The sequence below is a fragment of the Rhizobium sp. JAB6 genome (assembly GCF_003024605.1).
Lineage (GTDB): Bacteria > Pseudomonadota > Alphaproteobacteria > Rhizobiales > Rhizobiaceae > Rhizobium.
Genome location: NZ_PYJQ01000010.1, coordinates 122,501 through 147,893, shown reverse-complemented (window position 1 = coordinate 147,893; position 25,393 = coordinate 122,501). Strand labels below are relative to the sequence as shown.

Sequence of the window (25,393 nt, the reverse complement as noted above, 5' to 3'; positions counted from 1 at the left end):
GTTGCGCGATGGCCTATTTTCATCTGAAACTTGTGCCGCCGCGCCCCAGCTTCCCGCATGACGGTACGGAGGAGGAGATGGCCGCCATGCAGCAACACGCCGCCTATTGGCGTGAACATGCGAGTGCCGGAACGGCAATTGTCGTCGGCCCGGTCTTCGCGGCCGATGGTGCTTTCGGCATGGCTGTCGTCGACGTCGAGCATGCCGATGCGGCCAAGGCGCTTGGTGATGCCGACCCCGTTCTTCTCGCCGGACTCGGTTTCCGTATCGAAATCTCGCCGATGCCCTCACTCATTCTCCGGTCCTCTGTCGCCGGAATTCCATCCAACTCATAAAGACGAAAATCAGGATTTGAACAATGGCCACTGAAATCCGCGTTCCTACCCTCGGCGAATCCGTCAGCGAAGCGACCGTCGGTACCTGGTTCAAGAAGGTCGGCGATGCCATCAAGGCCGATGAGCCGCTTCTCGAACTCGAAACCGACAAGGTGACGATCGAAGTGCCGGCGCCTGCTGCCGGCACGCTTTCCGAAATCGTTGCCCAGGCCGGCGAAACCGTGGGTCTCGGCGCGCTGCTCGGCCAGATATCCGCCGGCAACGGCGCTGCTGCCGCTCCGGCACAGGCCGCCGCCGCACCTGCTGCCCCGGCGCCTGCCGCTGCCGCACCGGTTGCCGCTCCCGCCGTTTCCGCTCCGGCTTCCTCGATGCCGCCGGCACCGGCTGCCGGCAAGCTGCTGGCCGAAAACAACCTTTCCGCCGATCAGGTCGAAGGCAGCGGCAAGCGCGGCCAGGTCCTGAAGGGCGATGTCATCGCTGCCGTCGCCAAGGCCGCTTCGGCTCCAGCCGCCGCGCCGACCGCACCCGTTGCCGCCCGCGCCCCGACCGCCGTCGAGGACGTCAGCCGCGAAGAGCGCGTCAAGATGACCCGCCTGCGCCAGACGATCGCCAAGCGCCTCAAGGACGCACAGAACACCGCCGCCATGCTCACCACCTATAACGAGGTGGACATGAAGGCCGTCATGGACCTGCGCAACAAGTACAAGGACATCTTCGAGAAGAAGCATGGCGTGAAGCTCGGCTTCATGGGCTTCTTCACCAAGGCCGTCACACACGCGCTGAAGGAACTGCCGGCTGTCAACGCCGAGATCGACGGCACCGACATCATCTACAAGAACTACTGCCACGTCGGCATGGCTGTCGGCACCGACAAGGGCCTCGTCGTTCCCGTGATCCGCGATGCCGACCAGATGTCGATCGCGGAAATCGAGAAGGAACTTGGCCGTCTGGCGAAGGCCGCTCGCGACGGCTCACTGTCGATGGCCGACATGCAGGGCGGCACCTTCACCATTACCAATGGCGGCGTCTACGGTTCGCTGATGTCCTCGCCGATCCTGAATGCGCCGCAGTCGGGCATTCTCGGCATGCACAAGATCCAGGAGCGTCCCGTCGCCATCGGCGGTCAGGTCGTCATCCGCCCGATGATGTATCTGGCGCTCTCCTACGATCACCGTATCGTCGACGGCAAGGAAGCGGTGACCTTCCTCGTGCGCGTCAAGGAAAGCCTGGAAGATCCGGAACGTCTCGTTCTCGATCTCTAAGGGGAGCGTTGGATCATGTCGACATGGCCCCTGCGGACGCTGCGCGGATTGTTTTGCGCCGTCGCCGCATGGGTGCCATCGGCCGCCGGTGCGGGCGAGCTCGACATGTCCAAGCTCAGCAGCAATCTCGATCTGGTGTCGCTTGGCGACGCCGATCTTGCCGCCCGTTCGATCAATATCCGTCGCATCGGTAAGGTCGAGCTGACCTCGGGGCGGGTCGTCGCCAGCGATCCGCTTGTCGGGCCTGACCGCGAGGCATTTACCCGCACCGTTTCTCCCGGCGACTATCCCGTCACCTTATATCAAGCCTTCGGCCGCATCGCTGCGGCCAGCATGCGTTTTGCCGAGGGCAAGCCGGTGCGCTGGGAACCGGCCTTGGTACCTGGCCAGGATATCAATTCGCTGAAGAATGACGAATTCTTCGGCTATCCGGTCGATGCCGGTCTCGGCTGTTACATGGATGCCGACACCTATACGCTGATCCAGGAGCGCGAAAAGCGGGTGAAGCTCGAGACGTCGTCGTCGGATATCAACTACTATGATGATGTTCTGGCGTCCGAGTTGCAGCCGAATAACGGCGACTATGCCCTGCACCGGCCCGTATCAGGCAAACGGGGTAACGTCGCCGTTTTCTCGAGCGGCTGGGGCGACGGCTTCTATCCGGTATTCTGGGGGCTCGATGCCGGCGGGCATCCGCTGGTTCTATTCACCGATTTCGGCGTAATCGAGAATGCCGATGGCCGGCGCGAGCCGGGAGGGAAATGACCATGCCGGCTCAGACCATGATGACACGGCTGGCATCAATGCCTTGGATAATGCTGGCCTGCGCGGCCAATCCCATGCCTGCCCATGCGGAAGAGTGCCTGCAGGAAAAGGCTATCTATGTCGATATGGACAATGCCTATGAGCTGCGCTTCGAGCCGATGGGGTCGGAATCGTCAGTCAGCAACAGGTTCAAGCTCGCCGTGCGCAACACGGCCATCTTGGCCGAAGGCATCGTCATGCGCGGTGACGATCAACTGCGTGCCGATGGCCGGATCATGTTCGAATGCCCCGAAGGCGATGTCACCGGCGCGGATCTCCGCGCTTGCACCGTCTGGCAGGGCATGGTCTACGCCTCGGATCTGAAGGGCCATATCCGCGCGCTGCCGGCGCAAGGCGAGAGTGCGGCGGATCGGCTTTTCCTGCCGGCGCTCGGTCCCGCGATCCAGAAATCGTCCCTCTGGGGCAAGGGCAAGGCGACTGTCGCGCCCTGGGATGTCCTTAGTCTGAAAGGATGCAATCAATGACCGACGATGCACCTGTTCTTCTCGTAACCGGCGGCAGCCGCGGCATCGGTGCCGCGCTTTGCCTGGCCGCCGCTCGGCATGGCTGGGCCGTGGCGGTCAATTACGCCTCCAACAAGGATGCGGCCGAGGCTGTGGTGGGGACGATCGTCGACGCCGGCGGCGAGGCGATCGCGATTGCCGGCGATGTCGGCAAGCCTGAGGATATCAAATCCATCTTCGCCAAGGTCGATGCGCATTTCGGCCGTATCGACGGGCTCGTCAACAATGCCGGCGTCGTCGATGTCATCCAGCGCCTGGACGAGATGACGCCGGAGCGGATCGACCGCATGTTCCGCATCAATGTCACCGGTTCGATGCTGGCGGCGGCCGAAGCCGTGCGTCGCATGTCGACCCGCCACGGCGGTAAGGGCGGGGTGATCGTCAACGTCTCCTCCATGGCCGCCACGCTCGGCGGCGGCGGACAATATGTCGATTATGCCGCCTCCAAGGGAGCGATCGATACGTTCACTGTGGGGCTTGCTCGCGAGGTGGCTGCGGAAGGCATCCGCGTCAATGCTGTCCGGCCCGGCATTATCGATACCGATATCCATGCCGCCGCCGGCCTGCCGGACCGAGCTCGCGATGTCGCACCGCAGCTGCCGATGAAGCGGGCAGGAACTTCCGACGAAGTTGCGGATGCCATTCTCTATCTGTTGAGCCTGCACGCATCCTATATAACCGGTGCCGTGCTCGACGTGAGCGGTGGCCGCTGATCGGAACGGATTGATAACATGCAGTATATCTTCGAATTTCTCGGCCTGATGGTGGTGTTCTCGATCTTCATCGTCGTTCCCGGCGCCGATTTCGCCGTGATCCTGCGCCAGAGCATCGTGCATGGCCGCCGTGCGGCCATGATGACCGGGCTCGGCATGGGCTTCTCGCTGCTCTTTCACATCAGCTACACCATTCTCGGCCTCGGCCTGATCGTGTCGCAGTCGCTGATGCTTTTCAGCCTCATCAAGTGGGCCGGCGTTCTCTATCTCGTCTATCTCGGCATCAAGTCCTTCCGTCAGGCGGGCTTCCACGTGAAGGATGTCGAGATCACGGAAGAAGACCGAAAGCCGGTTTCCGTCTGGCGCTGCCTGGCGACGGGTTTCGTCACCAATGCCCTGAATCCGAAGCCGGTGCTGTTCTTCCTGTCGCTGTTTTCGACGCTCGTGCATCACGATACGCCGGCGCTCATCCAGTTCAGCTACGGCATCGGCATGGCGTCGGCGCTTGTCGCCTGGTTTGCCGGGGTTTCCACCTTCTTCACCGTCAAGCCGGTGCGCGATCGTTTCATCGCGTCGGGCAAATGGTTCAACCGCATCACCGGAGCGGCGCTCGTCGGCTTCGGCATCCGCCTCGCCCTGGCGCGGGCGGCCGACTAACAAAGATATCAAACAAGGAAATTGAAACATGTCCTACGATGTGATCATTATCGGAACCGGCCCCGGCGGCTATGTCTGCGCAGTCAAGGCCGCGCAGCTCGGCCTGAAGGTCGCGGTCGTCGAAAAGCGCGCGACCTATGGCGGCACCTGCCTCAATGTCGGCTGCATCCCCTCCAAGGCGCTGCTGCACGCTTCCGAAGTGTTCCATCATGCCGGCCATGGCATGGATGCCCTCGGCGTCGAAGTTGCCGCTCCGAAGCTCAATCTTGAAAAGATGCTGGCGCACAAGGACGCGACGGTCAAGTCGAACGTCGACGGCGTCGCCTTCCTCTTCAAGAAGAACAAGATCGATGCCTTCCAGGGCACCGGCAAGATCGTTTCGGCCGGCAAGGTTTCCGTCACGGCTGACGACGGCAAGGTCACCGAGATCGAAGGCAAGAATATCGTCATTGCCACCGGTTCCGACGTTGCCGGCATTCCGGGCGTGCCGCTTGAGATCGACGAGAAGGTCATCATCTCCTCGACCGGCGGCATCGCGCTCGACAAGGTGCCGGGCAAGATGATCGTGGTCGGCGGCGGCGTCATCGGTCTCGAGCTCGGATCGGTCTGGTCGCGCCTCGGCGCCAAGGTCACCGTCGTCGAATATCTCGACACCATCCTGGGCGGCATGGACGGCGAAGTCTCCAAGCAGTTCCAGCGCATGCTCGCCAAGCAGGGTCTTGAGTTCCACCTCGGCGCGAAGGTCGTCGGCGTGGAAAAAACCGGCAACGGCGCTAAGGTCACCTTCGAACCGGTCAAGGGCGGCGACAAGGTCGTGCTCGATGCCGATGTCGTTCTCGTCGCCACCGGCCGCAAGCCGTACACGGCAGGCCTCGGCCTCGAAGAAGCGGGCGTCGCGCTCGACAATCGCGGTCGCGTCGAGATCGACGGCCACTTCAAGACGAATGTTGCCGGCATCTATGCCATCGGTGACGTCGTGAAGGGTCCGATGCTCGCCCATAAGGCGGAAGACGAGGGCGTGGCGCTTGCCGAAATCCTCGCCGGTCAGGCCGGTCACGTAAATTACGACGTCATTCCGAGCGTCGTCTACACACAGCCGGAAGTCGCTTCCGTCGGCAAGACCGAGGAAGAGCTGAAGGCGGCGGGCATCGCCTACAAGGTCGGCAAGTTTCCGTTCTCGGCCAATGGCCGCGCCCGCGCCATGCTGGCGACGGACGGTTTCGTCAAGATCCTCGCCGACAAGGAAACGGATCGCGTTCTCGGCGGCCACATCGTCGGCTTCGGCGCCGGCGAGATGATCCACGAGATCGCCGTGCTGATGGAATTCGGTGGCTCGTCGGAAGATCTCGGCCGCACCTGCCATGCGCATCCCACCATGTCGGAAGCCGTGAAGGAAGCCGCGCTCGCGACCTTCTTCAAGCCGATCCATATGTAAGATCGGAGCGTCCCGGCATGACAAGTGCCGGCATTGCAATGCTTGCCTGATGATGCGATGTACGGGGCTCCTTGCATCGCATCATCTCATCGTTTTCACCAACAAAGCAAGCATGTCACGTCAAAACCCAGCCGGCCGCCTATCCCTGAAACTTTTCGTTGCGGCAGCGCTCGCGTTCCTCGTTACCGTTGCGGCTCCGGCCCATGCGGAAATGCCTGTCGCCGGCTGGCTGCAGGCGGCAAGCGACCTGCCGGTGGAGCAGGGGATACGTTTCGGGACCTTGCCGAACGGCATGCGGTATGCCGTCATGCACAATGCGACGCCGGCGGGTCAGGTGGCGATCCGCCTCCGCATCGGCGCCGGTTCGCTGCAGGAGCGCGATGACCAGCAAGGCCTTGCGCATTTCCTCGAGCATATGGCCTTCAAGGGCTCGACCCATGTGCCAGAAGGCGAGATGGTGCGCACACTTCAGCGTCTTGGTCTGGCTTTCGGCGCGGATACAAATGCATCCACGAGCTATGGCGAAACTGTCTATGCGCTGGATCTGCCGGAAGCCAATCCGGAGACGGTCTCGACCGGGCTGATGCTGATGCGCGAGACGGCGAGCGAACTGACGCTCGATGCCGGCGCCTTCGACCGCGAGCGCGGAGTCATTCTTTCGGAAGAGAAGCTGCGCGACACGCCGCAATATCGCGGCGGGACCGGTTTGCTCGCGCAACTGCTGCCAGGGCAGCGTGTGTCGCAGCGCCCGCCCATCGGCAAGACCGATATCATCAGCAATGCTCCGGTCGATCTGCTGCGGGACTTCTACCGCACCTATTATCGCCCGGATCGCACCACCCTGATCGTCGTCGGCGATATCGATGCCGCCGCCATTGAAGCCGATATCCGGACTCGCTTCGGCAATTGGACCGCCGCCGCACCTGCACCCGCCGACCCTGATCTCGGCACGCTCCAAAGCCATGGAGCGCGCGTCGGCACGGTCATCGTGCCGGGTGGCGCGACCCGCGTGCAGCTTGCCTGGACACGGGCTTACGACACTTCGCCGGATACGGTTGCCAAGCGGCGCGTGCGGCTGGTCGAGGATATCGGTCTTGCCGTTCTCAATCGGCGCCTGTCCGTTCTGGCGCAGCAGCCCGACCCGCCTTTCGTCAGCGCGCGGGCCGGTGCGCAGGATCTGCTGAAATCAGCCCATGTCGCGATGGTTGCCGCCGATAGCGATCCCGCTGAATGGCAGGCTGCCCTGGCAGCTATCGATCAGGAGCAACGCCGCATTGCGCAGTTCGGTGCCTACCAGAGCGAGATCGACAGGGAAATTGCCGAATATCGCTCCACCCTGCAGGCTGCCGCGAGCGGAGCCGCGACGCGTACCAGTCCGGATATTGCCGGCGCGCTCAACTGGAGCGTCGGCGAAAATATGGTGTTCACCTCACCTGCGGACGATCTGGCGCTGTTTGATGCCGCGATGAAAGACCTGCGTGCAGACGAGGTAAACAAGGCTCTTCAGCGCGTCTTTACCGGCAATGGTCCGCAGCTGGTGCTGCAAATCCCGCAAATGCCCGAGGGCGGGGATGCTGCTGTCGAGAAGGCCTATGCCGATTCGCACGCAGTGGCGGTGAAGCCACCGAAACAGACGGCTGCGGTCGCATGGCCCTATACCGATTTCGGCAAGCCGGGCGATGTCGTCGAACGCCGTGAGGTCGATGATCTCGGTATTACGATGATACGTTTCGCCAATGGCGTTCGCCTGACCGTCAAGCCGACCAAATATCGCGCTGACGAGGTTTTGGTGCGCGCAGAGATCGGTCACGGCCGGCTGGACCTGCCGAATGATCGTCCGCTGCCGATCTGGGCTGCACCGGCGCTGCCGTTGTCCGGCCTGAAGGCCATCAGCTATGACGACATGCAGAAAGCCTTTGCCGCGAAGGTCGTCAGCATCGATTTCGCCGTTCAAGATGCTTCTTTCAAATTCGAGGGTACGACGCAGCCGCGCGACCTGCAGACGCAATTGCAGCTGCTGACCGCCTATGTCTCCGGCCCGGCCTATCGTCCGGATGTCTTCAAGCGGGTTCAGCAAGCGTATCTGAATATGCTTCCCCAGCTTCAGGCGACACCGGGCAGCGTGGTCGGGCGTGATCTTTCCGGTCTCCTGCATTCCGGCGATCCGCGCTGGGCGTTCCCGGACCGCACGCAACTGGTAGATACCAAGCCGGAAGACTTCAAGAGCTTCCTGCAGCCTGCACTTTCGAAGGGGGCGATCGAGGTCATCGTCGTCGGCGATGTCGAGGTCGACGACGCCGTTCGTTTGACCGCGCAGACCTTCGGCGCCTTGCCGGTTCGCGACGACGGAGAGAAGCAGCGCGACGGCTCCGACGTGCATTTTCCGGCACCGACGATCGATCCCGTCGTTCGGCTTCATGACGGGCGCAGCGACAATGCCGGCGCAGCCGTCGCCATCCCTATCGGCGATTTCCTCTCCGATCTGCCGCGAGCTGCCGCTGCCAATGTCGCTGGGGCGATCCTGCAGAATCGCCTGATCGACCAGTTCCGCATCGCCGAGGGCGCCACCTACAGCCCTCAGGGCGAGGTCGATCTATCGAGATCGATCCCCGGCTATGGTTTTGCCTATCTCTATGTCGAAACCACGCCCGCCAAGGTGGATCATTTCTTCGAGCTGGTGGATAAGATCGCTGCCGATCTCGGTCATGGAGATATTTCGCCCGATGAGCTGACGCGGGCCAAGGTTCCGATCATTGAAGCGGTGAAGCGCTCGCAGCAGACCAACGGCTATTGGGTCCAGAATCTTCGCGATGCCCAGAGAGATCCCCGGCGCCTCGACCGTATTCGCGGGAGCATCAGCGGCTACGAGGCCGTGACCGCCGAGGATGTCCGCGCCGTTGCAGCGACCTATCTGAAGCCGAAAACATCCTGGCGGGTGAAGATATTGCCGGCCAACGGATCGGCGGTTCGCTAACCTGCCGGCCGAATTGCCGCAGCCGGCGTTTGCCGATCGGCAGCTTGACCGGATCTATCTCGCAATCATCACGCCATTCCACCGGCTGATCGTCGCGAGGATGCTTGCCGATCTCGGCCATGGGATGCGAGCGGTCAGTTCACCGCCGTCACTGTAAAGCCCTGCTTGCGCAGCAGCGACACGAGGCCCTGATCACCGACGAGGTGAAGCGCGCCGACGGCGATGAAAGCATTGCCCTTGTCGAGAACCGGAGCGGCACGCTCGGCCATGACCTTGTTGCGGTCGAGAATGATGCGTTGCTCGAAGGCGGCGGTATCATCGTCCGTGATCTTCTGGTCCGGTTCGATTACCTTCAGCATCGGGATCATCGCGCCGATATTGCCGGCGAGATAGAGGCCGGTCATGGTCTCGTTGATATCGTTGATCTTGTCGCCCAGTTCGAGCGCCTGCAGCAGCGACTTCAGGTGCAGCGCGATCGGCAGGTCGCTCATGGCCCTGGCCTGCTCGGCCAGAGTTTCGAGACCAACGACCTTCTTGCCCTCGGCCATGGCGTCACTCGCCAATTTCTGATCGAGGAATTTCGCGCCGGCCGTCTTGCGGCGGACCTCGCAGCCCGTCATCTCGAAAGAGCTCGAGATCAGCCAGGGCTGCATGCGGGAAACCGCGGCGAGCGCGATGCCGCGCGCCTTCAGCCCTGCTTCGAGCCGGGCATTTTCTTCCGGTGTCAGATGCTGGCTGATGGTCGAGCCGTCGGTGAGCATGGTGAGCGAAGGGTTGGCGAAGAGCGTAGCCGCAGCCTTCCTGTCGTCGAGAATTTCGTCCGATTCGACCACGATCGTATCAGCCGCGGCCGCAGCATCGGCGGCTCCCTTGGGCATGGTGACCACGCGTGAATCCGAGACATGCATGGTACCGAGTAGCCAGGACGGCTTCAGGCCGGGCTTTTCGATCTTCCAGAAGATGCCCTTGCCATTCTCTACCTTATCGCCGGCGGCGATAATGGAGGCGTATTTTGCCGGGTCGCTCTTTTGCAGTTCGGCCATGAGATCCTTGCCGCCGCAGCTGTCGGACACGGCACCTTCGGCATGGGCCGGCTGCAGCGTCAGCATGGTCGCGATCAACAGAATGGCGAGCATCAACGGAAGGGCGGTTGCAAGCCAGAGCAGCATATCGCCAAGCGTCGGCTTCGACCGTATCGTCTTGGACCCGAGGGCAGAAATCATCAGAACCTTCCGTTCGCAGAGGGCATGACCGCTAACGCCCGAAAGCGGCTTTCGCAGGGCATGCGCGATATGGCTCTGCTCTACGCGCGCGAGACGGAGATTCTCTTAACGGGAGAGGTTAATCTTTCCTTACGCGCGCGGATGGGCGCGGTCGTAGACCTCGAGCAGCCGCGAGGAATCGACGCCGGTATAGACCTGCGTCGTCGAAAGGCTGGCGTGGCCGAGCAGTTCCTGGATGGTGCGCAGGTCGCCGCCTCCGGCCAGCAGATGAGTGGCAAAGGAATGGCGCAGCGCATGCGGCGTCGCGGTATCCGGCAGCCCGAAGGCGCCGCGCAGCTTCTGCATGCCGTGCTGGATGATGCCCGGCTGCAGCTTGCCGCCGCGCGCGCCGCGAAAGAGGGCGCCATCATCGTCTAGATGGTAGGGGCAGAGCTTACGATATTGGTCGACCGCTTGCGTGACGATCGGAAGCAACGGTACCAGCCGGGTCTTGTTGCCCTTGCCGGTAATGCGCAGCGAGGTTGCGCCCGGCGGAAAATCCCGCGGCTTGAGATCGAGCGCTTCGGAGATGCGCAGGCCGCAGCCATAGAGCAGGGTCAGCACGGCGGCATCGCGGGCGGCGATCCAGGGCTCTTCGTGAAGCTGCGCCTCATCGCTGACAACGGTAATCGCCTGCCGGTCGGAAAGTGGCTTCGGCAGCGATTTCGGCTGTTTGGGCGAGCGCACCGCGGCGGCACCCGCGGCATTCACCAGGCCCTTCTTTTCGAGATAGCGCAGCAGCGAACGAAGCCCGGCGAGATTGCGCCCGAGCGAACGCGCGCCCGCGCCGTCCTTGCGGCGGGCGGCCAGAAAGGCGCGAAAGTCGGCAGGGCGCAGCGCATGAATATCCTCGATCGTCGCCGGACCGCCGAGATGGCCGGTGAGGAAGATCAGGAATTGTCGCGTATCGCGTTCATAGGCGTTCAGCGTATGGGCGGCGAGCCGCCGCTCCCGGCCGAGCGCTTCGAGCCAGCGGCCGCGTTCCGCCATCAACCTTGAGTCGGCGATAACAAGCAATTCGTTCAGTGGAAAACCCCTTGAAATTCGCATTCCTTCTGCCACTTTGAAGGAAGGAAGGTTATGGAATCGCTAATTTTCCCGTTGCTTCCGGTGCGTTTCCCCTGCGTGCCGCGGGCCGCATCTGGACTCCAATAAACTGCATATGGGTCGCTCCGGATCTAGGATGGTCCCGCCTTCCATATGCGAGGCGCTTGTCATGCTTCGATCATATTCGATTGCGATAGGATATATCCCAACCATTCAGGATACTTCATGGCACGCCGCGGTTCGATAACTGCACTCGGGCAGATTGCAGAAGCAATCGCTTTGGTGTCCCAGGGGCAACCGGGGCATATCGTCGATACGTTGATTGCCGAACGCGGGCAGAAGATCGTCCGCAATCCGCTCTGGCCGTTGATGCGCCCCTTTCTCTACACGCTGCTGCGCTACAACAAGGCGATCGAATTCGCCGATGATGTCGCCAAGCTTTCTGGCTTCCAGTGCTTCGAATATATGAGCGATCTGCTGCGGCTCGATATCGGCGTCACCCATGCCGACCGCATTCCGGCTACCGGCGGTTTCATTCTCGTCAGCAATCATCCCACCGGGATTGCCGATGGCGTCGCCGTCTTCGACCTCCTGAAGTCGCGCCGGCCCGATATGATGATCTTTGCCAATCGCGATGCGGTACGCGTCAACCCGCGCTTTGCCGAGATGATCATTCCGGTCGAATGGCGCGAGGAATATAAGAGCAAGCCGAAGACGCGCGAGACCTTGCAATTGACCAACCGCGCCGTGGCGGAAGGCAAGGTCACGGTGCTGTTTCCCTCCGGCCGCATCGCCTATTGGGCGAACGGCAAGCTGAATGAGCGGCCGTGGAAAACCTCGGCCGTAGGCCTGGCGCGCAAATACAATCTGCCGATCCTGCCCGTGCATCTGACGGCGCGCAATTCCGGCCTGTTCTACTGGTTCGCCAAGTGGTCGACCGAGCTGCGCGACATGACGGTGTTCCACGAGCTGCTCAACAAGCGTGGCGACCGGTTCGATTTCCTCGTCGGCAATCTCATTCCCGTCGAGCACCTGGACGGCGATGTCAACGAGGTGACGAAGGCGCTGGAGAAGCACACGGTCTTCGATCTTGCGGCGGACGGCAACGCAACCTTCACGCCGCTCGTTCCTCCGAACCAGGACGAACCCCTGGTTTCGCATTCTCTTTAATTTCAGAATCGGCTAAACCCTCGGCCATGCAGCTACGCTCCATGTCTGCCAGGAATTATCGCTCCCTGCGCTCGATCCGCATGGATCTTGCCGACGTCAATCTGTTCATCGGGGAGAATGGGGTGGGCAAGTCCAATCTCTATCGCTCGCTGCAACTTGTGCAGGCCGCGGTTCGCGGCCGCCTGGCATATGAAATCTCAAGCGAAGGCGGCATGTTCTCGGCCATGTGGTCGGGCAAGCGTCGCTCGCATGAACCCGCACGCATCCGTTTCGATGTCGAGCTGCTCGACATGGAGCGGGCGGCGACATTTCGCTACTCGATCGAGGCCGGCATACGGCCGCCGACTGCTGCGGGTTTCTCACTTGAGCCGGAAATCAAAACCGAGGAGCTTACGTTCGAAGCCGGGCGCCGGCCGGTCACGATGATGAAGCGTGACGGCCCTGGTATTGCCGTTCGTGGCGAGAATGGCCGCATGGAAGCCTATCGCGAACCGGCCTTGCCATCGGAAACCGCGATCGCGCTGCTGGGTGATGCCGGACATTATCCAGAGATCGGTACCTTCCGGCGAGCTGTCGATGCCTGGCGCTTCTTTCATGGTTTCCGCACCGATCGCGGTTCGCCACTGCGTGCGCCTTGCCTGGCGATAACGTCGCCTATGCTGGATGAGGATGGCGTCAACATTGCCGCCACCTTCGCCACGCTCAAACATATACGAGGAGATACGGTCGAACTCGACCGCGTAATCGCCGTCGCTCTTGGCGGCGCTCGGCTCGTCGTGCCGGTGCCGGAGGAAACGGCGGATTTCGGCCTGATGCTTCCTGAGTTTCCCAACCGCGTCTTCCAGCCGCGCGAGTTATCGGATGGCCAGATTCGCTTCCTCGGTCTTGCCGCTGCCCTGATGTCCTACCGCCTGCCGCCGCTGATCGCGCTCAACGAGCCGGAGGCGAGCCTGCATCCCGACATGCTGGTGCCGCTTGCCGATATGATCGCTGAGGCGGCAAAGACCAGCCAGATCTGGATCGTCACCCATTCAGAACGTCTGGCGGACGCCGTGCAGGAGCGCTGCGGAGCGAAGCCGCGCCGGGTGATCCGGGAGGATGGCTCCACCTGGATCGACGGCATGCGGCTGACCGGCGTGATTGATGGGGATGATGAATAGCAGCGATCCAGCAAGGCGGGTTTTCTTTTGCCTCCGTCCGGGGCATGGTCTGGCGCAATGAGCAAAGATTCTTCCGATCTGTTCGGTGCGCTTTTCGAGGCCGCGCCCGCAAAACCTGTGATGAGCCGTACCGTGCCCGTTCTCGTGCCGATGCCGGCGCCGAGGGCATACTCCTATGCCGTGCCCGAGGGCATGGCGGTGGAGCCGGGCTCGGTCGTGCAGGTGCCGCTCGGGCCGCGGCAGGTCATCGGCCTCGTCTGGGATGGCGAGGATGACGGCGGCGTCGATCCGCAGAAGCTTCGGCCGATCAGCCATGTGTTCGATTGCCCGCCGCTCGGCAAGCATATGCGCGATTTCATCGACTGGGTTGCCGCCTATACGCTGTCGCCGCCGGGACTGGTGGCGCGCATGGCGCTGAGGGCGCCGGCCGCCTTCGATCCCGAGCCGATGATCGAAGGCTTGCGCTTTATCGGCGGCCAGCCGGAGCGGATGACGCCGGCTCGCGCCAAGGTGATGGAGATCGCTGCCGACGGGCTTTCGTGGACGCGCACCGGGCTTGCACATGCGGCCGGTGTGTCCACCAGCGTCATTGACGGGCTGATCGCGCAGGGCATTTTCGAGACCATCTTCCTACCCCCGCCGCCGGTCGTCGCCAGGCCCGATCCGGAGTTCACCGCATCGAGGCTGCAGGGGCCGCAGAGGGACGCCGCTGAAGAGATATTGGCTGACGTGCGCAAGGGCGAATTCGCGGTTTCCCTGATCGACGGCGTCACCGGCTCCGGCAAGACGGAGGTCTATTTCGAGGCGATTGCCGAAACGCTGAGGCGCGGCAAGCAGGTGCTGATCCTGCTGCCGGAAATCGCGCTGACGGCAAGCTTTCTCGAGCGTTTTCAGGATCGCTTCGGCGCCAAGCCGGCCGAATGGCATTCCGATCTTGCGCCGAGGATGCGCGAGAAGGTCTGGCGCCAAGCAGTCACGGGCGAAGTCAGGGTGGTGGCCGGAGCGCGTTCGGCGCTCTTCCTGCCCTTCGAGGATCTCGGTCTCATCGTTGTCGACGAAGAGCATGATCCTGCCTACAAGCAGGAGGATCGCGTCTATTATAATGCGCGAGACATGGCCGTGGTGCGCGGACGCATCGGCGATTTTCCCGTCGTGCTGGTGTCGGCGACCCCATCGGTCGAAAGCCAGGTCAACGGCCAGAGCGGACGCTACACCACAATCCACCTGCCGACGCGCTTCGGCGATGCGGCCCTTCCGGATTTGCACCTGATCGATATGCGCCGGCATGCGCCGGAGCGCGGCGGATTTCTTTCGCCGGTCATGATCCGCGCGATCGGCAAGACGGTTGCCAAGGGCGAGCAGGCGCTCTTGTTCCTTAATAGGCGCGGCTATGCGCCGCTGACGCTCTGCCGGGTCTGCGGCTATCGTTTCCAATGCCCGCAATGTTCGAGCTGGCTGGTAGAGCACCGGTTCCGCAGCCAGATCCAATGCCATCAATGCGGCTATGCCGAGCGCACGCCTGAGGCCTGTCCCGAATGCGGCACGCTCGACCATCTCGTCGCCTGTGGCCCCGGCGTCGAGCGCATTGCCGAGGAGGTGGAGCGGCATTTCCCCGAAGCGCGGACGATCGTGCTCTCCTCCGACATCATGGGGGGCGTCAAGCGGCTGAGGCTGGAACTCGACGCGATTGCCAAGGGCGAGGCTGACATCGTCATCGGCACGCAGCTCGTCGCCAAGGGGCACAATTTTCCGCTGATGACGCTGGTCGGCATTGTCGATGCGGATCTTGGCCTGGCGAATGGCGATCCACGCGCTGCCGAACGGACGTTCCAGCTCCTGTCGCAGGTGACGGGCCGCGCCGGGCGAACCGGTCTGAAAAGCCACGGTCTGCTGCAGACCTATCAGCCGCAGCATCCTGTCATGCAGGCGATCGTATCCGGCGATGCCAGCGCCTTTTACGAGCGCGAGATATCGGAGCGGGAGAAGGCCATATTGCCGCCCTTCGGCCGGCTCGCGTCGATCATCGTCTCCGCCGACAGCAGGCAGGATGCCGAAACCCATGCGCGCGGCATGCGCAACGCCGCGCCGCAGGTTTCAGGTATTTCGGTGCTGGGTCCGGCCGAAGCGCCGATTGCGCTGGTGCGCGGCCGCCATCGCTTCCGCCTGCTGGTGCACGGCCGGCGCAATTCCGACATGCAGGGCTTTCTGCGGGCCATGCTGGCGCAGTCTCCCAAGGAGCGCGGTTCCGTGCAGGTGCAGCTCGATGTCGATCCGCAAAGCTTTCTGTGATTGACGCGACGGATATTTCGGCTGCACCTTCCCCTTCTAACGCGGATCATGCCATAAGTCGGCCGTCTCATTTAACGTGATTTGCACGGTTGATTCTGAGGGCGACCGATGGAGCTTTATTTTCCGACCGAATTCGGTGAGCGGCTTGCTTATTGTTCGGCTGCCATTACGGCACTGATCGGCCTCTTCCTGATGTTCGCGCCGGGCTATACCTATCGCTTCCTGAGGCTGCAGGTGAAGGAAGGCCGTTCGGAAGCCCATGCCGAAGCGCGCTCGGCCGGCGGCTTCATGGTCGGTTTCGGGTTGGTGGCAATTCTGCTCGCGCAGCCGATGATCTATCTCGCGCTCGGCGCCTCCTTCGGCGTCGCGGCGTTCGGTCGCATCCTGTCGCTCATGTCCGATCGGGGCAGCGTATTTTTGAGTCTTCTCCTTCTGGTTGCGCAGGCGATTCTTGCTGCGCTACCTTTTCTCTATGGTCTCGGCTATATTTGAGCCGAAAACGGCTCCGGCGCTGCCGTTTTTGCCCGCGCTATTCTCATGCTTTTCGAATTTTGCCATCATAAATTCGCCGGAATGGCGTATTCGTCGAATACGCGTGTTGCGAGTCTCAATATCCTATGTTAGACGAACCCCGAATTTCGGATGAGGCGGGAGAGCACTCCTGCTGATTTCTGGGGGAAATCAAAACGAATTCAAGGACATATCGCTTCCGTCACACGGAAGTTTGGTTCTTGGGTTGAAATCAGGGAATTTTGTGCCCGTGGCAGACACATCCCAGCATGTTTCTGGCGTTGCAGAACGATATGCCTCGTCGCTGTTCGAATTGGCCCTTGAAGAGGGTGCCGTATCGGCAGTGGCCGCCGATCTCGATCGGTTCCAAGCCATGCTCGACGAAAGCGATGATCTGAAGCGCTTCGTCCTCAGCCCGGTCTTTTCGGCCGAAGAGCAGGTTGGTGCGATTGAAGCGCTGGCGAAAAAGGCCGGCTTCGGCGCTTATGTCACCAATTTTCTGAAGCTTGTGGCCAGCAACCGGCGCCTGTTTGCGCTGCCGGGCATGATCAAGGCTTTCCGCATCATCGCCGCTCAGCATCGCGGCGAGATTTCCGCCGAGGTCACCTCGGCTCATGCGCTCACCCCGGCGCAGGAAGATGAATTGAAGGCGGCGCTGAAGGGCGTCACCGGCAAGGATGTGGCGATTGCCGTCACCGTCGATCCGTCGATCCTCGGCGGCCTGATCGTCAAGGTCGGTTCGCGTCAGATCGATACGTCCCTTCGCACCAAACTCTCCACCCTTAAGCTTGCATTGAAAGAGGTCGGCTGATGGATATCCGCGCCGCGGAAATTTCCGCAATTCTGAAAGATCAGATCAAAAACTTCGGCAAGGAAGCTGAAGTCTCCGAAGTCGGCCAGGTTCTCTCCGTCGGTGACGGTATCGCCCGCGTCTACGGTCTGGACAATGTTCAGGCCGGCGAAATGGTCGAATTCCCCGGTGGCATCCGCGGCATGGCGCTGAACCTCGAATCCGACAATGTCGGCGTGGTTATCTTCGGCTCCGACCGCGACATCAAGGAAGGCGACACCGTCAAGCGCACCGGCGCGATCGTCGACGTTCCGGTCGGTCCGGAACTGCTCGGCCGCGTTGTCGACGCGCTCGGTAATCCGATCGACGGCAAGGGTCCGATCAATGCAACCCGCCGCGCCCGCGTCGACGTCAAGGCTCCGGGCATCATTCCGCGCAAGTCGGTTCATGAGCCGATGTCCACCGGCCTCAAGGCCATCGACGCTCTGATCCCGGTTGGCCGCGGCCAGCGCGAGCTCGTCATCGGCGACCGCCAGACCGGCAAGACCGCCATCATCCTGGACACGATCCTGAACCAGAAGTCCATTCAGGATAACGGTCCGGACAGCGAAAAGCTCTTCTGCGTCTACGTCGCCGTCGGCCAGAAGCGCTCGACCGTCGCCCAGTTCGTCAAGGTGCTCGAAGAGCGCGGCGCGCTGAAGTACTCGATCATCGTTGCGGCGACCGCTTCCGATCCGGCTCCGATGCAGTTCCTGGCTCCGTTTGCCGGCTGCGCCATGGGCGAATACTTCCGGGACAATGCCCAGCACGCCCTGATCGGCTATGACGACCTCTCCAAGCAGGCCGTTGCCTACCGTCAGATGTCGCTGCTGCTGCGCCGCCCGCCGGGCCGCGAAGCCTATCCGGGCGACGTTTTCTACCTGCACTCGCGCCTCCTCGAGCGCGCTGCGAAGATGAACGACGATAAGGGCGCTGGCTCGCTCACCGCTCTCCCGGTCATCGAAACGCAGGGCAACGACGTTTCGGCCTTTATTCCGACCAACGTGATCTCGATCACCGACGGCCAGATCTTCCTTGAAACAGACCTGTTCTACCAGGGTATTCGCCCGGCCGTTAACGTCGGTCTGTCGGTTTCGCGCGTCGGTTCGTCGGCGCAGATCAAGGCGATGAAGCAGGTTGCCGGCTCGATCAAGGGTGAACTTGCCCAGTATCGTGAAATGGCCGCCTTCGCCCAGTTCGGCTCCGACCTCGATGCGGCAACGCAGCGCCTGCTGAACCGCGGTGCCCGCTTGACCGAACTCCTGAAGCAGCCGCAGTTCTCGCCGCTGAAGACGGAAGAGCAGGTTGCGGTGATCTTCGCCGGCGTCAACGGCTATCTCGACAAGCTGCCTGTCGCGCAGGTCGGCAAGTTTGAGCAGGGTCTGCTGTCCTACCTCCGCTCGGAAGGCAAGGAAATCCTCGACACCATCCGTACCGAAAAGGCCATCAGCGACGCGACGAAGGGCAAGCTCACCGCTGCTCTCGACAGCTTCGCCAAGTCTTTCGCGTAATCGGGCCCAAGCTCTAGGACGGACCAAGGATGCCTTCACTCAAGGATCTGAAAAACCGGATCGCCTCCGTCAAGGCGACGCAGAAGATCACCAAGGCGATGAAAATGGTCGCCGCGGCGAAGCTTCGGCGTGCGCAGGAGGCGGCCGAGGCCGCCCGGCCTTATTCGCAGCGCATGGCCTCTGTTCTCGCCAACATTTCGTCTGCCGTCAGCGATGCTGACGGTGCGCCGCTGCTGATGACCGGAACCGGCAAGAGCGATGTGCATCTACTCGTCGTCTGCACGGCCGAGCGTGGCCTTTGCGGCGGCTTCAATTCGCAGATCGCACGTTTTGCACGGGATCACGTTCGCAAGCTGCTCGCCGAAGGCAAGACCGTGAAGATCTTCACGGTCGGCAAGAAGGGTTACGATATTCTGCGTCGCGAGTATGCGTCTCTGATCGTCGAGCGCAAGGAACTGCGCGACGTCAAGCGCATCGGTTTCGACAATGCCGACGCCATCGGCAAGCGCATCATCGAGATGTTCGAAGCCGGCGAATTCGATGTCTGCACGCTGTTCTATTCCGAATTCAAGTCGGTGATCAGCCAGGTGCCGACGGCGCAGCAGCTCATCCCGGCTTCGGCTCCGGCCGTCGTCGAAGAGGACGCGGCCCACAAGGGCGCCGTCTACGAATACGAGCCGGATGCGGCTTCGATCCTCGCGGACCTGATCCCGCGCAACATCTCCGTCCAGATCTTCCGCGCGTTGCTCGAAAACGTCGCCGGCGAGATGGGCGCCAAGATGAGCGCGATGGACAATGCGACGCGCAACGCTGGTGAGATGATCAACAAGCTGACGCTGAACTATAACCGTCAGCGCCAGGCACAGATCACCAAGGAATTGATTGAAATCATTTCGGGCGCGGAAGCGCTCTGAGGTTAGGGAAAGAGGGTAAGAATATGGCTGACGCAGCTACCCCCGCAGGTTCTGTCGGTAAGGTTACGCAGGTTATCGGCGCCGTTGTGGACGTTGCTTTCGAAGGCGAACTCCCGGCGATCCTGAACGCGCTTGAAACCGACAACAACGGTAATCGTCTGGTTCTCGAAGTCGCACAGCACCTCGGCGAAAACTCCGTTCGCACGATCGCCATGGACTCGACCGAAGGTCTGGTCCGCGGCCAGCCGGTCAAGGACACGGGCGCACCGATCTCGGTTCCGGTCGGACACGAGACGCTCGGCCGTATCATGAACGTCATCGGCGAGCCGGTCGACGAAGCAGGTCCGCTGAACACCTCCAAGAAGCGCGCCATCCACCAGGAAGCTCCGTCCTACGTCGAGCAGTCCACGGAAGCGCAGATCCTCGTCACCGGCATCAAGGTCGTCGACCTGCTTGCTCCTTACGCAAAGGGCGGCAAGATCGGCCTGTTCGGCGGCGCCGGCGTCGGCAAGACCGTTCTCATCATGGAACTGATCAACAACGTCGCCAAGGCGCACGGTGGTTACTCGGTGTTCGCAGGCGTGGGTGAACGTACCCGCGAAGGCAACGACCTTTACCACGAAATGATCGAATCGGGCGTCAACAAGCATGGCGGCGGCGAAGGCTCCAAGGCTGCGCTCGTTTACGGCCAGATGAACGAACCGCCGGGCGCCCGCGCCCGCGTCGCTCTGACCGGTCTGACCGTTGCTGAAAACTTCCGCGATGAAGGCCAGGACGTTCTGTTCTTCGTCGACAACATCTTCCGCTTCACGCAGGCTGGTTCGGAAGTGTCGGCTCTGCTCGGCCGTATTCCCTCGGCCGTGGGCTATCAGCCGACGCTCGCCACCGACATGGGCCAGATGCAGGAACGCATCACCACGACGACGACGGGCTCGATCACCTCGGTTCAGGCCATTTACGTTCCGGCCGACGACTTGACCGACCCGGCACCGGCAACCTCGTTCGCCCACCTGGACGCAACGACCGTTCTGTCGCGTTCCATCGCTGAAAAGGGCATCTACCCGGCTGTCGACCCGCTCGACTCCACCTCGCGCATGCTCGATCCGATGGTCGTCGGTGAAGAGCACTACGAAGTTGCCCGTAAGGTTCAGTCGACGCTGCAGCGCTACAAGGCCCTGCAGGACATCATCGCCATCCTGGGCATGGACGAACTGTCCGAAGACGACAAGCTGGCCGTGGCACGCGCCCGCAAGATCGAGCGCTTCCTGTCGCAGCCGTTCTTCGTCGCCGAAGTCTTCACCGGCTCACCGGGCAAGCTCGTCGCCCTCGAAGACACGATCAAGGGCTTCAAGGGTCTCGTCAACGGCGAATACGACCACCTGCCGGAAGCTGCCTTCTACATGGTCGGCTCGATCGACGAAGCGATCGAAAAGGCCAAGAAGCTGGCAGCCTAATCAGGCCAATCCATCGGCGCGCGGCATCGTCCGCGCGCCCTTGCCTTGCGAATAAGACAATCGAGAAGTGACGGGTCATGGCTGACAATTTCAATTTCGAACTGGTTTCTCCGGAGCGCCTGCTGCTGTCGGAACAGGTCATCGATGTCGTCATCCCCGCTACCGATGGCGAGATGACGGTCATGGCTCATCATGCGCCGACCATGACCACGATCAAGCCGGGCGTCGTCAAGGTGCATTCCGCTTCGGGCAAGAAGCAGGACTACGTCGTTTTCGGCGGTTTCGCCGACATCCTGCCGACCGGCTGCACGCTGCTTGCCGAATCCGCCGTTCCGGTCGAAGACATGAGCCGCGACGAACTGGACCGCCGCATCAACGCTGCCAAGGCCGAACTTGAGGATGCCGAGCATCACGAGCACAAATCGCGCCTGGAGCATTTCATCATGGAACTCTCGCATCTGCGCGGCTCGATCCCGCAGGATTGATGCGATCCGAATCAGCGGATGATGTGGAAGCGGTCCTCTGGGCCGCTTTTTGTTGAAAGGGCTGGAGGCCATCCTCGCCCTTCGAGGCAACGGCTGCTTGCTTCCGGGTGAAGGCGGAGCAAAGCGCGGGTAATATGCGGCGCAAACCCGGGCCACCTCGTGGTTCGAGGCATCGCCGTTTTCGCTTCGCTTAACGGCGTTGCACCTCACCATGAGGTGGAGCGAGCCCTGTGGAGAGGTACGCAAGAGCCTGTGAGGTGCGAAAGCCCCATGCGCTTGTCGAACGGGCTGCAGCCTCGAACCACGAGGACGGGTGGCGAGCGACCGCAACTGCTACTTTTCAAAGCGGAGGCGGTAAGGCGATTCCTCCGGAAATAGCGTCAAGTCTACTGTCCCGTCAGCAGAAACCTATGCAACTGTGCCGCCTCCGGAGACAGCGAGCGGAAGCGCGGCGCACCCAGATAATAGCCGAAGCCGCTCTCGACCCGGTCGTTGCCGAGGCTGACGAGCGAGCCCGACTGCAGATATTCCTCAATAAGGCCGAGGCTGCCGAGGGCTATGCCTTCGCCCCGTAACGCTGCTTCCACTGCCATGATGTAGGTCGAGAAGGACAGGCGCGGCCTCGGCAGCTTACCCTTCAGGGGATCGCCGACGCGGCTGAACCATTGGCGGAAGCTGATCCAATGAGCGTTGGCGCGCTCGTAGTCGATAAGATCGAGCCCGGCGATATCGACCGCCGTCAGAGCCTGAGGGTCGAGGCCGCGGGCCGCCAGGTAATCCGGCGAGGCAATCGGCACCAGCACCTCTTTCATTAGTGGGGTCAGGCTCCAGCGTGGGTGTTCGCCGGTGGAATAGATGATGATGAGGTCGTTGTTCTCCGAGGCAAGTTCGGAATGGACGTCCGTCGTCAGCAGCCGCACCGAGATGCCGGGGCTCTCCTTGCCGAAATCTCTCAGCCGCTGCCCGAGCCAGAGATGGGAGATCGAACCGCTCGCCGCAATGGAAATGATTTCACCCGTACCAGTACGAAACGGCTCCAGGCTCTCCTCAAGATATTCGAGCGTGGCGCGCACGCGCTGAAACAGCCGCTCGCCATCTGGCGTCAGTGCAAGATTGCGGCCGCGTCGGGTAAAGAGCGTCGCGCCAAGATGATCCTCCAGTCCCTTGATGCGGCGACTGACGGCGGCCTGGGTGATGTTCAGCTCGCGGCCGGCACGGGAGAAGTTCATGGCGCGCGCCGCGGCGTCGAACACGCGAAAGGCCTCCAGCGGTATTTTCTCTAGCATCGGCGCTCCATGATTTCAGATCATCAATATTCCCGATAATTGCCCGGATTTGAAGATCTGAAATTGTGATACAGAGTTATGACATCGTTTTAAGCCGCTTTCCAAGGTGATTCCGCGTGTCCTTTTCCGTTTCCGCCATTCCTGACATTCGTTTCGGCGAGGGTGCGCTCTCCGGTCTTCCCGCTGCCGTCAGATCCTTCCACGGCGTCGGCACGGTTCTGCTCGTGATGGATGCCTTCCTGGCACAGTCCGGACTTGCGGCCAGGATCAGCGCTGAGCTCGCGGAACCGGGTATAAAGACGCAGGTCTTCTCCGATTTTGCCGGCGAGCCGAAGCTTGCGCATCTGCATGCGGCGATCGCGGCGGGGCAGGGCGCGGATATGGTAATCGGCATCGGCGGCGGCTCGGCGCTCGATATTGGCAAGATCGTCGCCTGCTGCATCGCTTCGGGTAAAGATCCAATGCATTATGCGCTGGCGGCCAACCCGCTGCCAAAGAACCCGTTGAAGAAGATCATGATCCCGACCACGGCCGGCACGGGTTCGGAGACATCGGCGACGAATATCTTTGCCGGACCCGAAGGCAAGAAGCTCTGGATCTGGGGCCCGGAGACGAAGGCCGATCTCGTCATTCTCGATCCCGCGCTGACGAAGACCTTGCCTGCCAATCTCACTGCATGGTGCGGCCTCGACGCTTTCATCCATGCTTTCGAAGCAGCCACGAACCGCAACAGCCATCGCGGTGCACAGTTCTATGCGCATCAGGCACTGCGGCTGCTGACGGGTGCGCTGGAAACGGCCGTGAAGCAGCCCCATGATATGGCCGCCCGCGGCGATGTGCTGCTCGGCTCCTGTTTTGCCGGCATTGCGATCGACAATTGCGGCACGGCGATCGCGCACAATGTCAGCCATGCGCTGGCGGGCCTTGGTCCCGTTCACCATGGTCTTGCAACCGCACTCGGCTTCGAAGCGACGCTTCCATGGCTGGTCGAAGCGGATACGGCAGATCTCAATGCCGCCGCCAGGGCATGTGATGTCGAGAGTGCCGCGGAACTTCCCGCTTTCGTCTCCGACTGGATGGATCGCTGCGGCATTGTCCGTTCGCTGCCCGCGGCCTTCAAGCCGTTCGACGAAGCTGATCTCGCCCGCGAAATGCGTGCGCCGGAAAACCTGCCCATGCGGCGCTCGACGATCCGCGACGTGACGGATGCCGATATCGACCGCTTTGCCGCCGCCGTCATGGCGCTGCCGAAAGGAATTTGAAATGACCAAGAACTACACGCGCGACTATTGGGAAAGTGTTCTTTCCGGCCTCAAGCCGGAAGGGCGTCATTTCATAAACGGTGCCCATCGCGCCGCGGCCTCGGGCAAGACCTTCATCCGCGTCCGCCCGATGGATGGCAAGCCCGGCGCTGAGCTCGCGCGCGGCAATGCGGCGGATATAGACGCTGCCGTCGCTTCCGCTCGCGCCGCCTTCGAGAGCGGCATCTGGCGCAAGAAGGAGCCGCTGGAAAAGAAGAAGATCATGCTGAAATGGGCCGATCTCATCCGCGCTCACGGCGATGAGCTGGCGATGCTCGAGACGATCGATGTCGGCAAGCCGGTCATGGCTTCGCTCGGTGTCGATGTGCGCCTTTGTGCCGATGGCATCCAGTTCTATGGCGAAATGATCGACAAGATGTATGACGAGATCGCGCCGACCGGCCCGAATGCCCGCGCATTGGTCCGTAAAGTACCGCTCGGCGTCGTCGGGGCGATCACGCCCTGGAACTATCCGATGATCATCGATGCCTGGAAGCTCGGGCCGGCGATCGCGGCCGGCAATTCCGTGGTGCTGAAGCCGGCCGAACAATCCTCACTTTCGGCGATCCGCCTTGCCGAGCTCGCAGTCGAGGCCGACTTGCCGGCCGGCGTCTTCAACGTGGTGACGGGATATGGCGAGGAGACCGGCAAGCCGCTGGCGCTGCACATGGATGTCGACATGATCGCGTTTACCGGCTCGACCGAGGTCGGCAAGCTGATCATGGGCTATGCGGCGCAATCGAACGTCAAGCGCGTGGCGCTGGAGCTCGGCGGCAAGTCGCCGCTCGTCGTGTTCGAGGATGCCGATCTCGATGCGGCTGCCGTCGCTGCCGCCTGGGGCTGCTTCTATAATTCCGGCGAAACCTGCCATGCCTCGACGCGCCTCATCGTACAGCGATCGGTGCAGGAGAAGCTCATTGAAAAGATCGAGGCTGTCACGCGCTCCGATATCGCCCTCAAACATCCGCTCGACCCTACGGCGCAGATCGGTGCGCTGATCGAGGAAGAGCATATGAACAAGGTGTTGGCGATGATCGCGGCCGGCGAGAAGGAAGGTGCGCGTCGTGCCTTCGGCGCCGAGCGAGTCTTGAGCGAAACCGGCGGCTATTATGTGTCGCCGGGCGTCTTCGTCGACATGACCAACGACATGAGCCTAGCGCGGCAGGAAATCTTTGGCCCTGTGCTTGCCGCCATTCCTTTCGATACCGAGGAGGAGGCGCTGAAGATCGCAAACGACACGATCTATGGGCTGGCCGGCGCGGTCTTTACCAAGAACATGGATCGTGCCCACCGCTTTTCCGAAGAGATCCATGCGGGTACGGTGTGGATCAACACCTATGACATGTCGAACTTTGCGACGCCCTTCGGCGGGTTCAAGCAGTCCGGCTTCGGCCGCGACCGCTCGGTGCACGCAATCGACAAATATTGCGACTACAAGACCATTTGGCAGCAGTTCGGCTGAGGCTTGCGG

General features: G+C 61.9%; 22 protein-coding genes. 19 read left to right on the top strand and 3 right to left on the bottom strand.

The annotated features are described in order from the left end of the window. The first annotated feature begins 8 nt into the window (after positions 1–8). From C7U61_RS16975 to C7U61_RS16940, 8 genes are all read left to right on the top strand, one after another. Positions 9–335: a YciI family protein gene (locus C7U61_RS16975; RefSeq protein WP_106999256.1), complete on the top strand. Its 327-nt coding sequence runs from the start codon at positions 9–11 to the stop codon at positions 333–335. A gap of 23 nt (positions 336–358) precedes the next feature. Continuing rightward, complete coding sequence (gene odhB / locus C7U61_RS16970; protein ID WP_106999255.1) at positions 359–1,597, top strand: 2-oxoglutarate dehydrogenase complex dihydrolipoyllysine-residue succinyltransferase; 1,239 nt, start codon at positions 359–361, stop codon at positions 1,595–1,597. A gap of 15 nt (positions 1,598–1,612) precedes the next feature. Continuing rightward, positions 1,613–2,362 carry a DUF4241 domain-containing protein gene (locus C7U61_RS16965; protein WP_106999254.1) on the top strand — a complete coding sequence of 250 codons (750 nt, stop codon included), beginning with the start codon at positions 1,613–1,615 and terminating at the stop codon, positions 2,360–2,362. Next, complete coding sequence (locus tag C7U61_RS16960; protein WP_245410820.1) at positions 2,359–2,886, top strand: hypothetical protein; 528 nt, start codon at positions 2,359–2,361, stop codon at positions 2,884–2,886. Before C7U61_RS16965 ends, C7U61_RS16960 begins: the two co-directional genes overlap by 4 nt. Further along, positions 2,883–3,638 (top strand): SDR family oxidoreductase, encoded by a 756-nt coding sequence (locus C7U61_RS16955; protein WP_106999253.1) that lies wholly within the window; start codon positions 2,883–2,885, stop codon positions 3,636–3,638. The genes C7U61_RS16960 and C7U61_RS16955 overlap by 4 nt, the downstream gene beginning before the upstream one ends. A gap of 18 nt (positions 3,639–3,656) precedes the next feature. Continuing rightward, positions 3,657–4,295 (top strand): LysE family transporter, encoded by a 639-nt coding sequence (locus C7U61_RS16950; RefSeq protein WP_106999252.1) that lies wholly within the window; start codon positions 3,657–3,659, stop codon positions 4,293–4,295. 28 nt (positions 4,296–4,323) lie between these two features. Further along, positions 4,324–5,730: a dihydrolipoyl dehydrogenase gene (gene lpdA, locus C7U61_RS16945; protein ID WP_106999251.1), complete on the top strand. Its 1,407-nt coding sequence runs from the start codon at positions 4,324–4,326 to the stop codon at positions 5,728–5,730. Between the two features lie 112 nt (positions 5,731–5,842). After that, the gene (locus C7U61_RS16940) at positions 5,843–8,704 is read left to right on the top strand and encodes a M16 family metallopeptidase (protein ID WP_106999513.1); all 2,862 of its coding nucleotides are present in this window, start codon (positions 5,843–5,845) and stop codon (positions 8,702–8,704) included. Positions 8,705–8,838: 134 nt separating this feature from the next. Here C7U61_RS16940 and C7U61_RS16930 read toward each other — a convergent pair whose 3' ends face one another. Together C7U61_RS16930 and C7U61_RS16925 are read right to left on the bottom strand one after the other, a co-directional pair. Continuing rightward, on the bottom strand, positions 8,839–9,927 hold the full coding sequence (locus C7U61_RS16930) for a TraB/GumN family protein (RefSeq protein ID WP_106999250.1): 1,089 nt from the start codon (positions 9,925–9,927) through the stop codon (positions 8,839–8,841). A 129-nt stretch (positions 9,928–10,056) separates the two neighbouring features. Continuing rightward, positions 10,057–10,992 carry a tyrosine recombinase XerC gene (locus tag C7U61_RS16925; RefSeq protein WP_106999512.1) on the bottom strand — a complete coding sequence of 312 codons (936 nt, stop codon included), beginning with the start codon at positions 10,990–10,992 and terminating at the stop codon, positions 10,057–10,059. A gap of 246 nt (positions 10,993–11,238) precedes the next feature. Here C7U61_RS16925 and C7U61_RS16920 point away from each other — a divergent pair, with 246 nt between their 5' ends. The 9 genes from C7U61_RS16920 to C7U61_RS16880 all read left to right on the top strand — a co-directional run bounded on the left by C7U61_RS16920 (position 11,239) and on the right by C7U61_RS16880 (position 21,335). After that, entirely contained in the window at positions 11,239–12,183 is a 945-nt protein-coding gene (locus C7U61_RS16920) for a 1-acyl-sn-glycerol-3-phosphate acyltransferase (RefSeq protein WP_106999249.1), read from the top strand. A 26-nt stretch (positions 12,184–12,209) separates the two neighbouring features. After that, positions 12,210–13,343 carry an AAA family ATPase gene (locus tag C7U61_RS16915; RefSeq protein ID WP_106999248.1) on the top strand — a complete coding sequence of 378 codons (1,134 nt, stop codon included), beginning with the start codon at positions 12,210–12,212 and terminating at the stop codon, positions 13,341–13,343. A gap of 57 nt (positions 13,344–13,400) precedes the next feature. Next, positions 13,401–15,632, top strand: coding sequence for a primosomal protein N' (locus C7U61_RS16910; protein ID WP_106999247.1), 2,232 nt, complete (start codon positions 13,401–13,403; stop codon positions 15,630–15,632). A 108-nt stretch (positions 15,633–15,740) separates the two neighbouring features. Further along, on the top strand, positions 15,741–16,124 hold the full coding sequence (locus tag C7U61_RS16905; RefSeq protein ID WP_106999246.1) for a DUF4345 domain-containing protein: 384 nt from the start codon (positions 15,741–15,743) through the stop codon (positions 16,122–16,124). Positions 16,125–16,386: 262 nt separating this feature from the next. After that, positions 16,387–16,953: a F0F1 ATP synthase subunit delta gene (locus tag C7U61_RS16900; protein ID WP_106999245.1), complete on the top strand. Its 567-nt coding sequence runs from the start codon at positions 16,387–16,389 to the stop codon at positions 16,951–16,953. Next, the gene (gene atpA, locus C7U61_RS16895; RefSeq protein ID WP_106999244.1) at positions 16,953–18,482 is read left to right on the top strand and encodes a F0F1 ATP synthase subunit alpha; all 1,530 of its coding nucleotides are present in this window, start codon (positions 16,953–16,955) and stop codon (positions 18,480–18,482) included. Before C7U61_RS16900 ends, atpA begins: the two co-directional genes overlap by 1 nt. 29 nt (positions 18,483–18,511) lie before the next feature. Beyond that, positions 18,512–19,396, top strand: coding sequence for a F0F1 ATP synthase subunit gamma (locus C7U61_RS16890; RefSeq protein ID WP_106999243.1), 885 nt, complete (start codon positions 18,512–18,514; stop codon positions 19,394–19,396). Between the two features lie 23 nt (positions 19,397–19,419). After that, on the top strand, positions 19,420–20,850 hold the full coding sequence (atpD, locus tag C7U61_RS16885; protein ID WP_106999242.1) for a F0F1 ATP synthase subunit beta: 1,431 nt from the start codon (positions 19,420–19,422) through the stop codon (positions 20,848–20,850). A gap of 77 nt (positions 20,851–20,927) precedes the next feature. Next, on the top strand, positions 20,928–21,335 hold the full coding sequence (locus tag C7U61_RS16880) for a F0F1 ATP synthase subunit epsilon (RefSeq protein WP_106999241.1): 408 nt from the start codon (positions 20,928–20,930) through the stop codon (positions 21,333–21,335). A gap of 386 nt (positions 21,336–21,721) precedes the next feature. Here the strand turns inward: C7U61_RS16880 and C7U61_RS16875 are convergent, their stop codons facing one another. Continuing rightward, the gene (locus C7U61_RS16875; RefSeq protein WP_106999240.1) at positions 21,722–22,621 is read right to left on the bottom strand and encodes a LysR substrate-binding domain-containing protein; all 900 of its coding nucleotides are present in this window, start codon (positions 22,619–22,621) and stop codon (positions 21,722–21,724) included. Positions 22,622–22,737: 116 nt separating this feature from the next. On the opposite strand from C7U61_RS16875, the gene C7U61_RS16870 reads away from it, so the two are divergent. Together C7U61_RS16870 and C7U61_RS16865 are read left to right on the top strand one after the other, a co-directional pair. Continuing rightward, entirely contained in the window at positions 22,738–23,883 is a 1,146-nt protein-coding gene (locus tag C7U61_RS16870; protein ID WP_106999239.1) for an iron-containing alcohol dehydrogenase, read from the top strand. Between the two features lies 1 nt (position 23,884). After that, complete coding sequence (locus tag C7U61_RS16865) at positions 23,885–25,384, top strand: aldehyde dehydrogenase (protein ID WP_106999238.1); 1,500 nt, start codon at positions 23,885–23,887, stop codon at positions 25,382–25,384. Positions 25,385–25,393: the final 9 nt, after the last annotated feature.

Excerpts from the sequence above, each read along its gene's own strand:
- C7U61_RS16915 (WP_106999248.1), top strand. The coding sequence starts at position 12,210 with ATGCAGCTACGCTCCATGTCTGCCAGGAATTATCGCTCCCTGCGCTCG.
- C7U61_RS16975 (WP_106999256.1), top strand. The coding sequence starts at position 9 with ATGGCCTATTTTCATCTGAAACTTGTGCCGCCGCGCCCCAGCTTCCCG.
- C7U61_RS16910 (WP_106999247.1), top strand. The coding sequence starts at position 13,401 with ATGAGCAAAGATTCTTCCGATCTGTTCGGTGCGCTTTTCGAGGCCGCG.
- lpdA (WP_106999251.1), top strand. The coding sequence starts at position 4,324 with ATGTCCTACGATGTGATCATTATCGGAACCGGCCCCGGCGGCTATGTC.
- C7U61_RS16940 (WP_106999513.1), top strand. The coding sequence starts at position 5,843 with ATGTCACGTCAAAACCCAGCCGGCCGCCTATCCCTGAAACTTTTCGTT.
- odhB (WP_106999255.1), top strand. The coding sequence starts at position 359 with ATGGCCACTGAAATCCGCGTTCCTACCCTCGGCGAATCCGTCAGCGAA.
- C7U61_RS16920 (WP_106999249.1), top strand. The coding sequence starts at position 11,239 with ATGGCACGCCGCGGTTCGATAACTGCACTCGGGCAGATTGCAGAAGCA.
- C7U61_RS16955 (WP_106999253.1), top strand. The coding sequence starts at position 2,883 with ATGACCGACGATGCACCTGTTCTTCTCGTAACCGGCGGCAGCCGCGGC.
- C7U61_RS16965 (WP_106999254.1), top strand. The coding sequence starts at position 1,613 with ATGTCGACATGGCCCCTGCGGACGCTGCGCGGATTGTTTTGCGCCGTC.
- C7U61_RS16890 (WP_106999243.1), top strand. The coding sequence starts at position 18,512 with ATGCCTTCACTCAAGGATCTGAAAAACCGGATCGCCTCCGTCAAGGCG.
- C7U61_RS16950 (WP_106999252.1), top strand. The coding sequence starts at position 3,657 with ATGCAGTATATCTTCGAATTTCTCGGCCTGATGGTGGTGTTCTCGATC.
- C7U61_RS16930 (WP_106999250.1), bottom strand. The coding sequence starts at position 9,927 with ATGATTTCTGCCCTCGGGTCCAAGACGATACGGTCGAAGCCGACGCTT.
- C7U61_RS16960 (WP_245410820.1), top strand. The coding sequence starts at position 2,359 with ATGACCATGCCGGCTCAGACCATGATGACACGGCTGGCATCAATGCCT.
- atpD (WP_106999242.1), top strand. The coding sequence starts at position 19,420 with ATGGCTGACGCAGCTACCCCCGCAGGTTCTGTCGGTAAGGTTACGCAG.
- C7U61_RS16865 (WP_106999238.1), top strand. The coding sequence starts at position 23,885 with ATGACCAAGAACTACACGCGCGACTATTGGGAAAGTGTTCTTTCCGGC.
- C7U61_RS16875 (WP_106999240.1), bottom strand. The coding sequence starts at position 22,621 with ATGCTAGAGAAAATACCGCTGGAGGCCTTTCGCGTGTTCGACGCCGCG.
- C7U61_RS16880 (WP_106999241.1), top strand. The coding sequence starts at position 20,928 with ATGGCTGACAATTTCAATTTCGAACTGGTTTCTCCGGAGCGCCTGCTG.
- atpA (WP_106999244.1), top strand. The coding sequence starts at position 16,953 with ATGGATATCCGCGCCGCGGAAATTTCCGCAATTCTGAAAGATCAGATC.
- C7U61_RS16905 (WP_106999246.1), top strand. The coding sequence starts at position 15,741 with ATGGAGCTTTATTTTCCGACCGAATTCGGTGAGCGGCTTGCTTATTGT.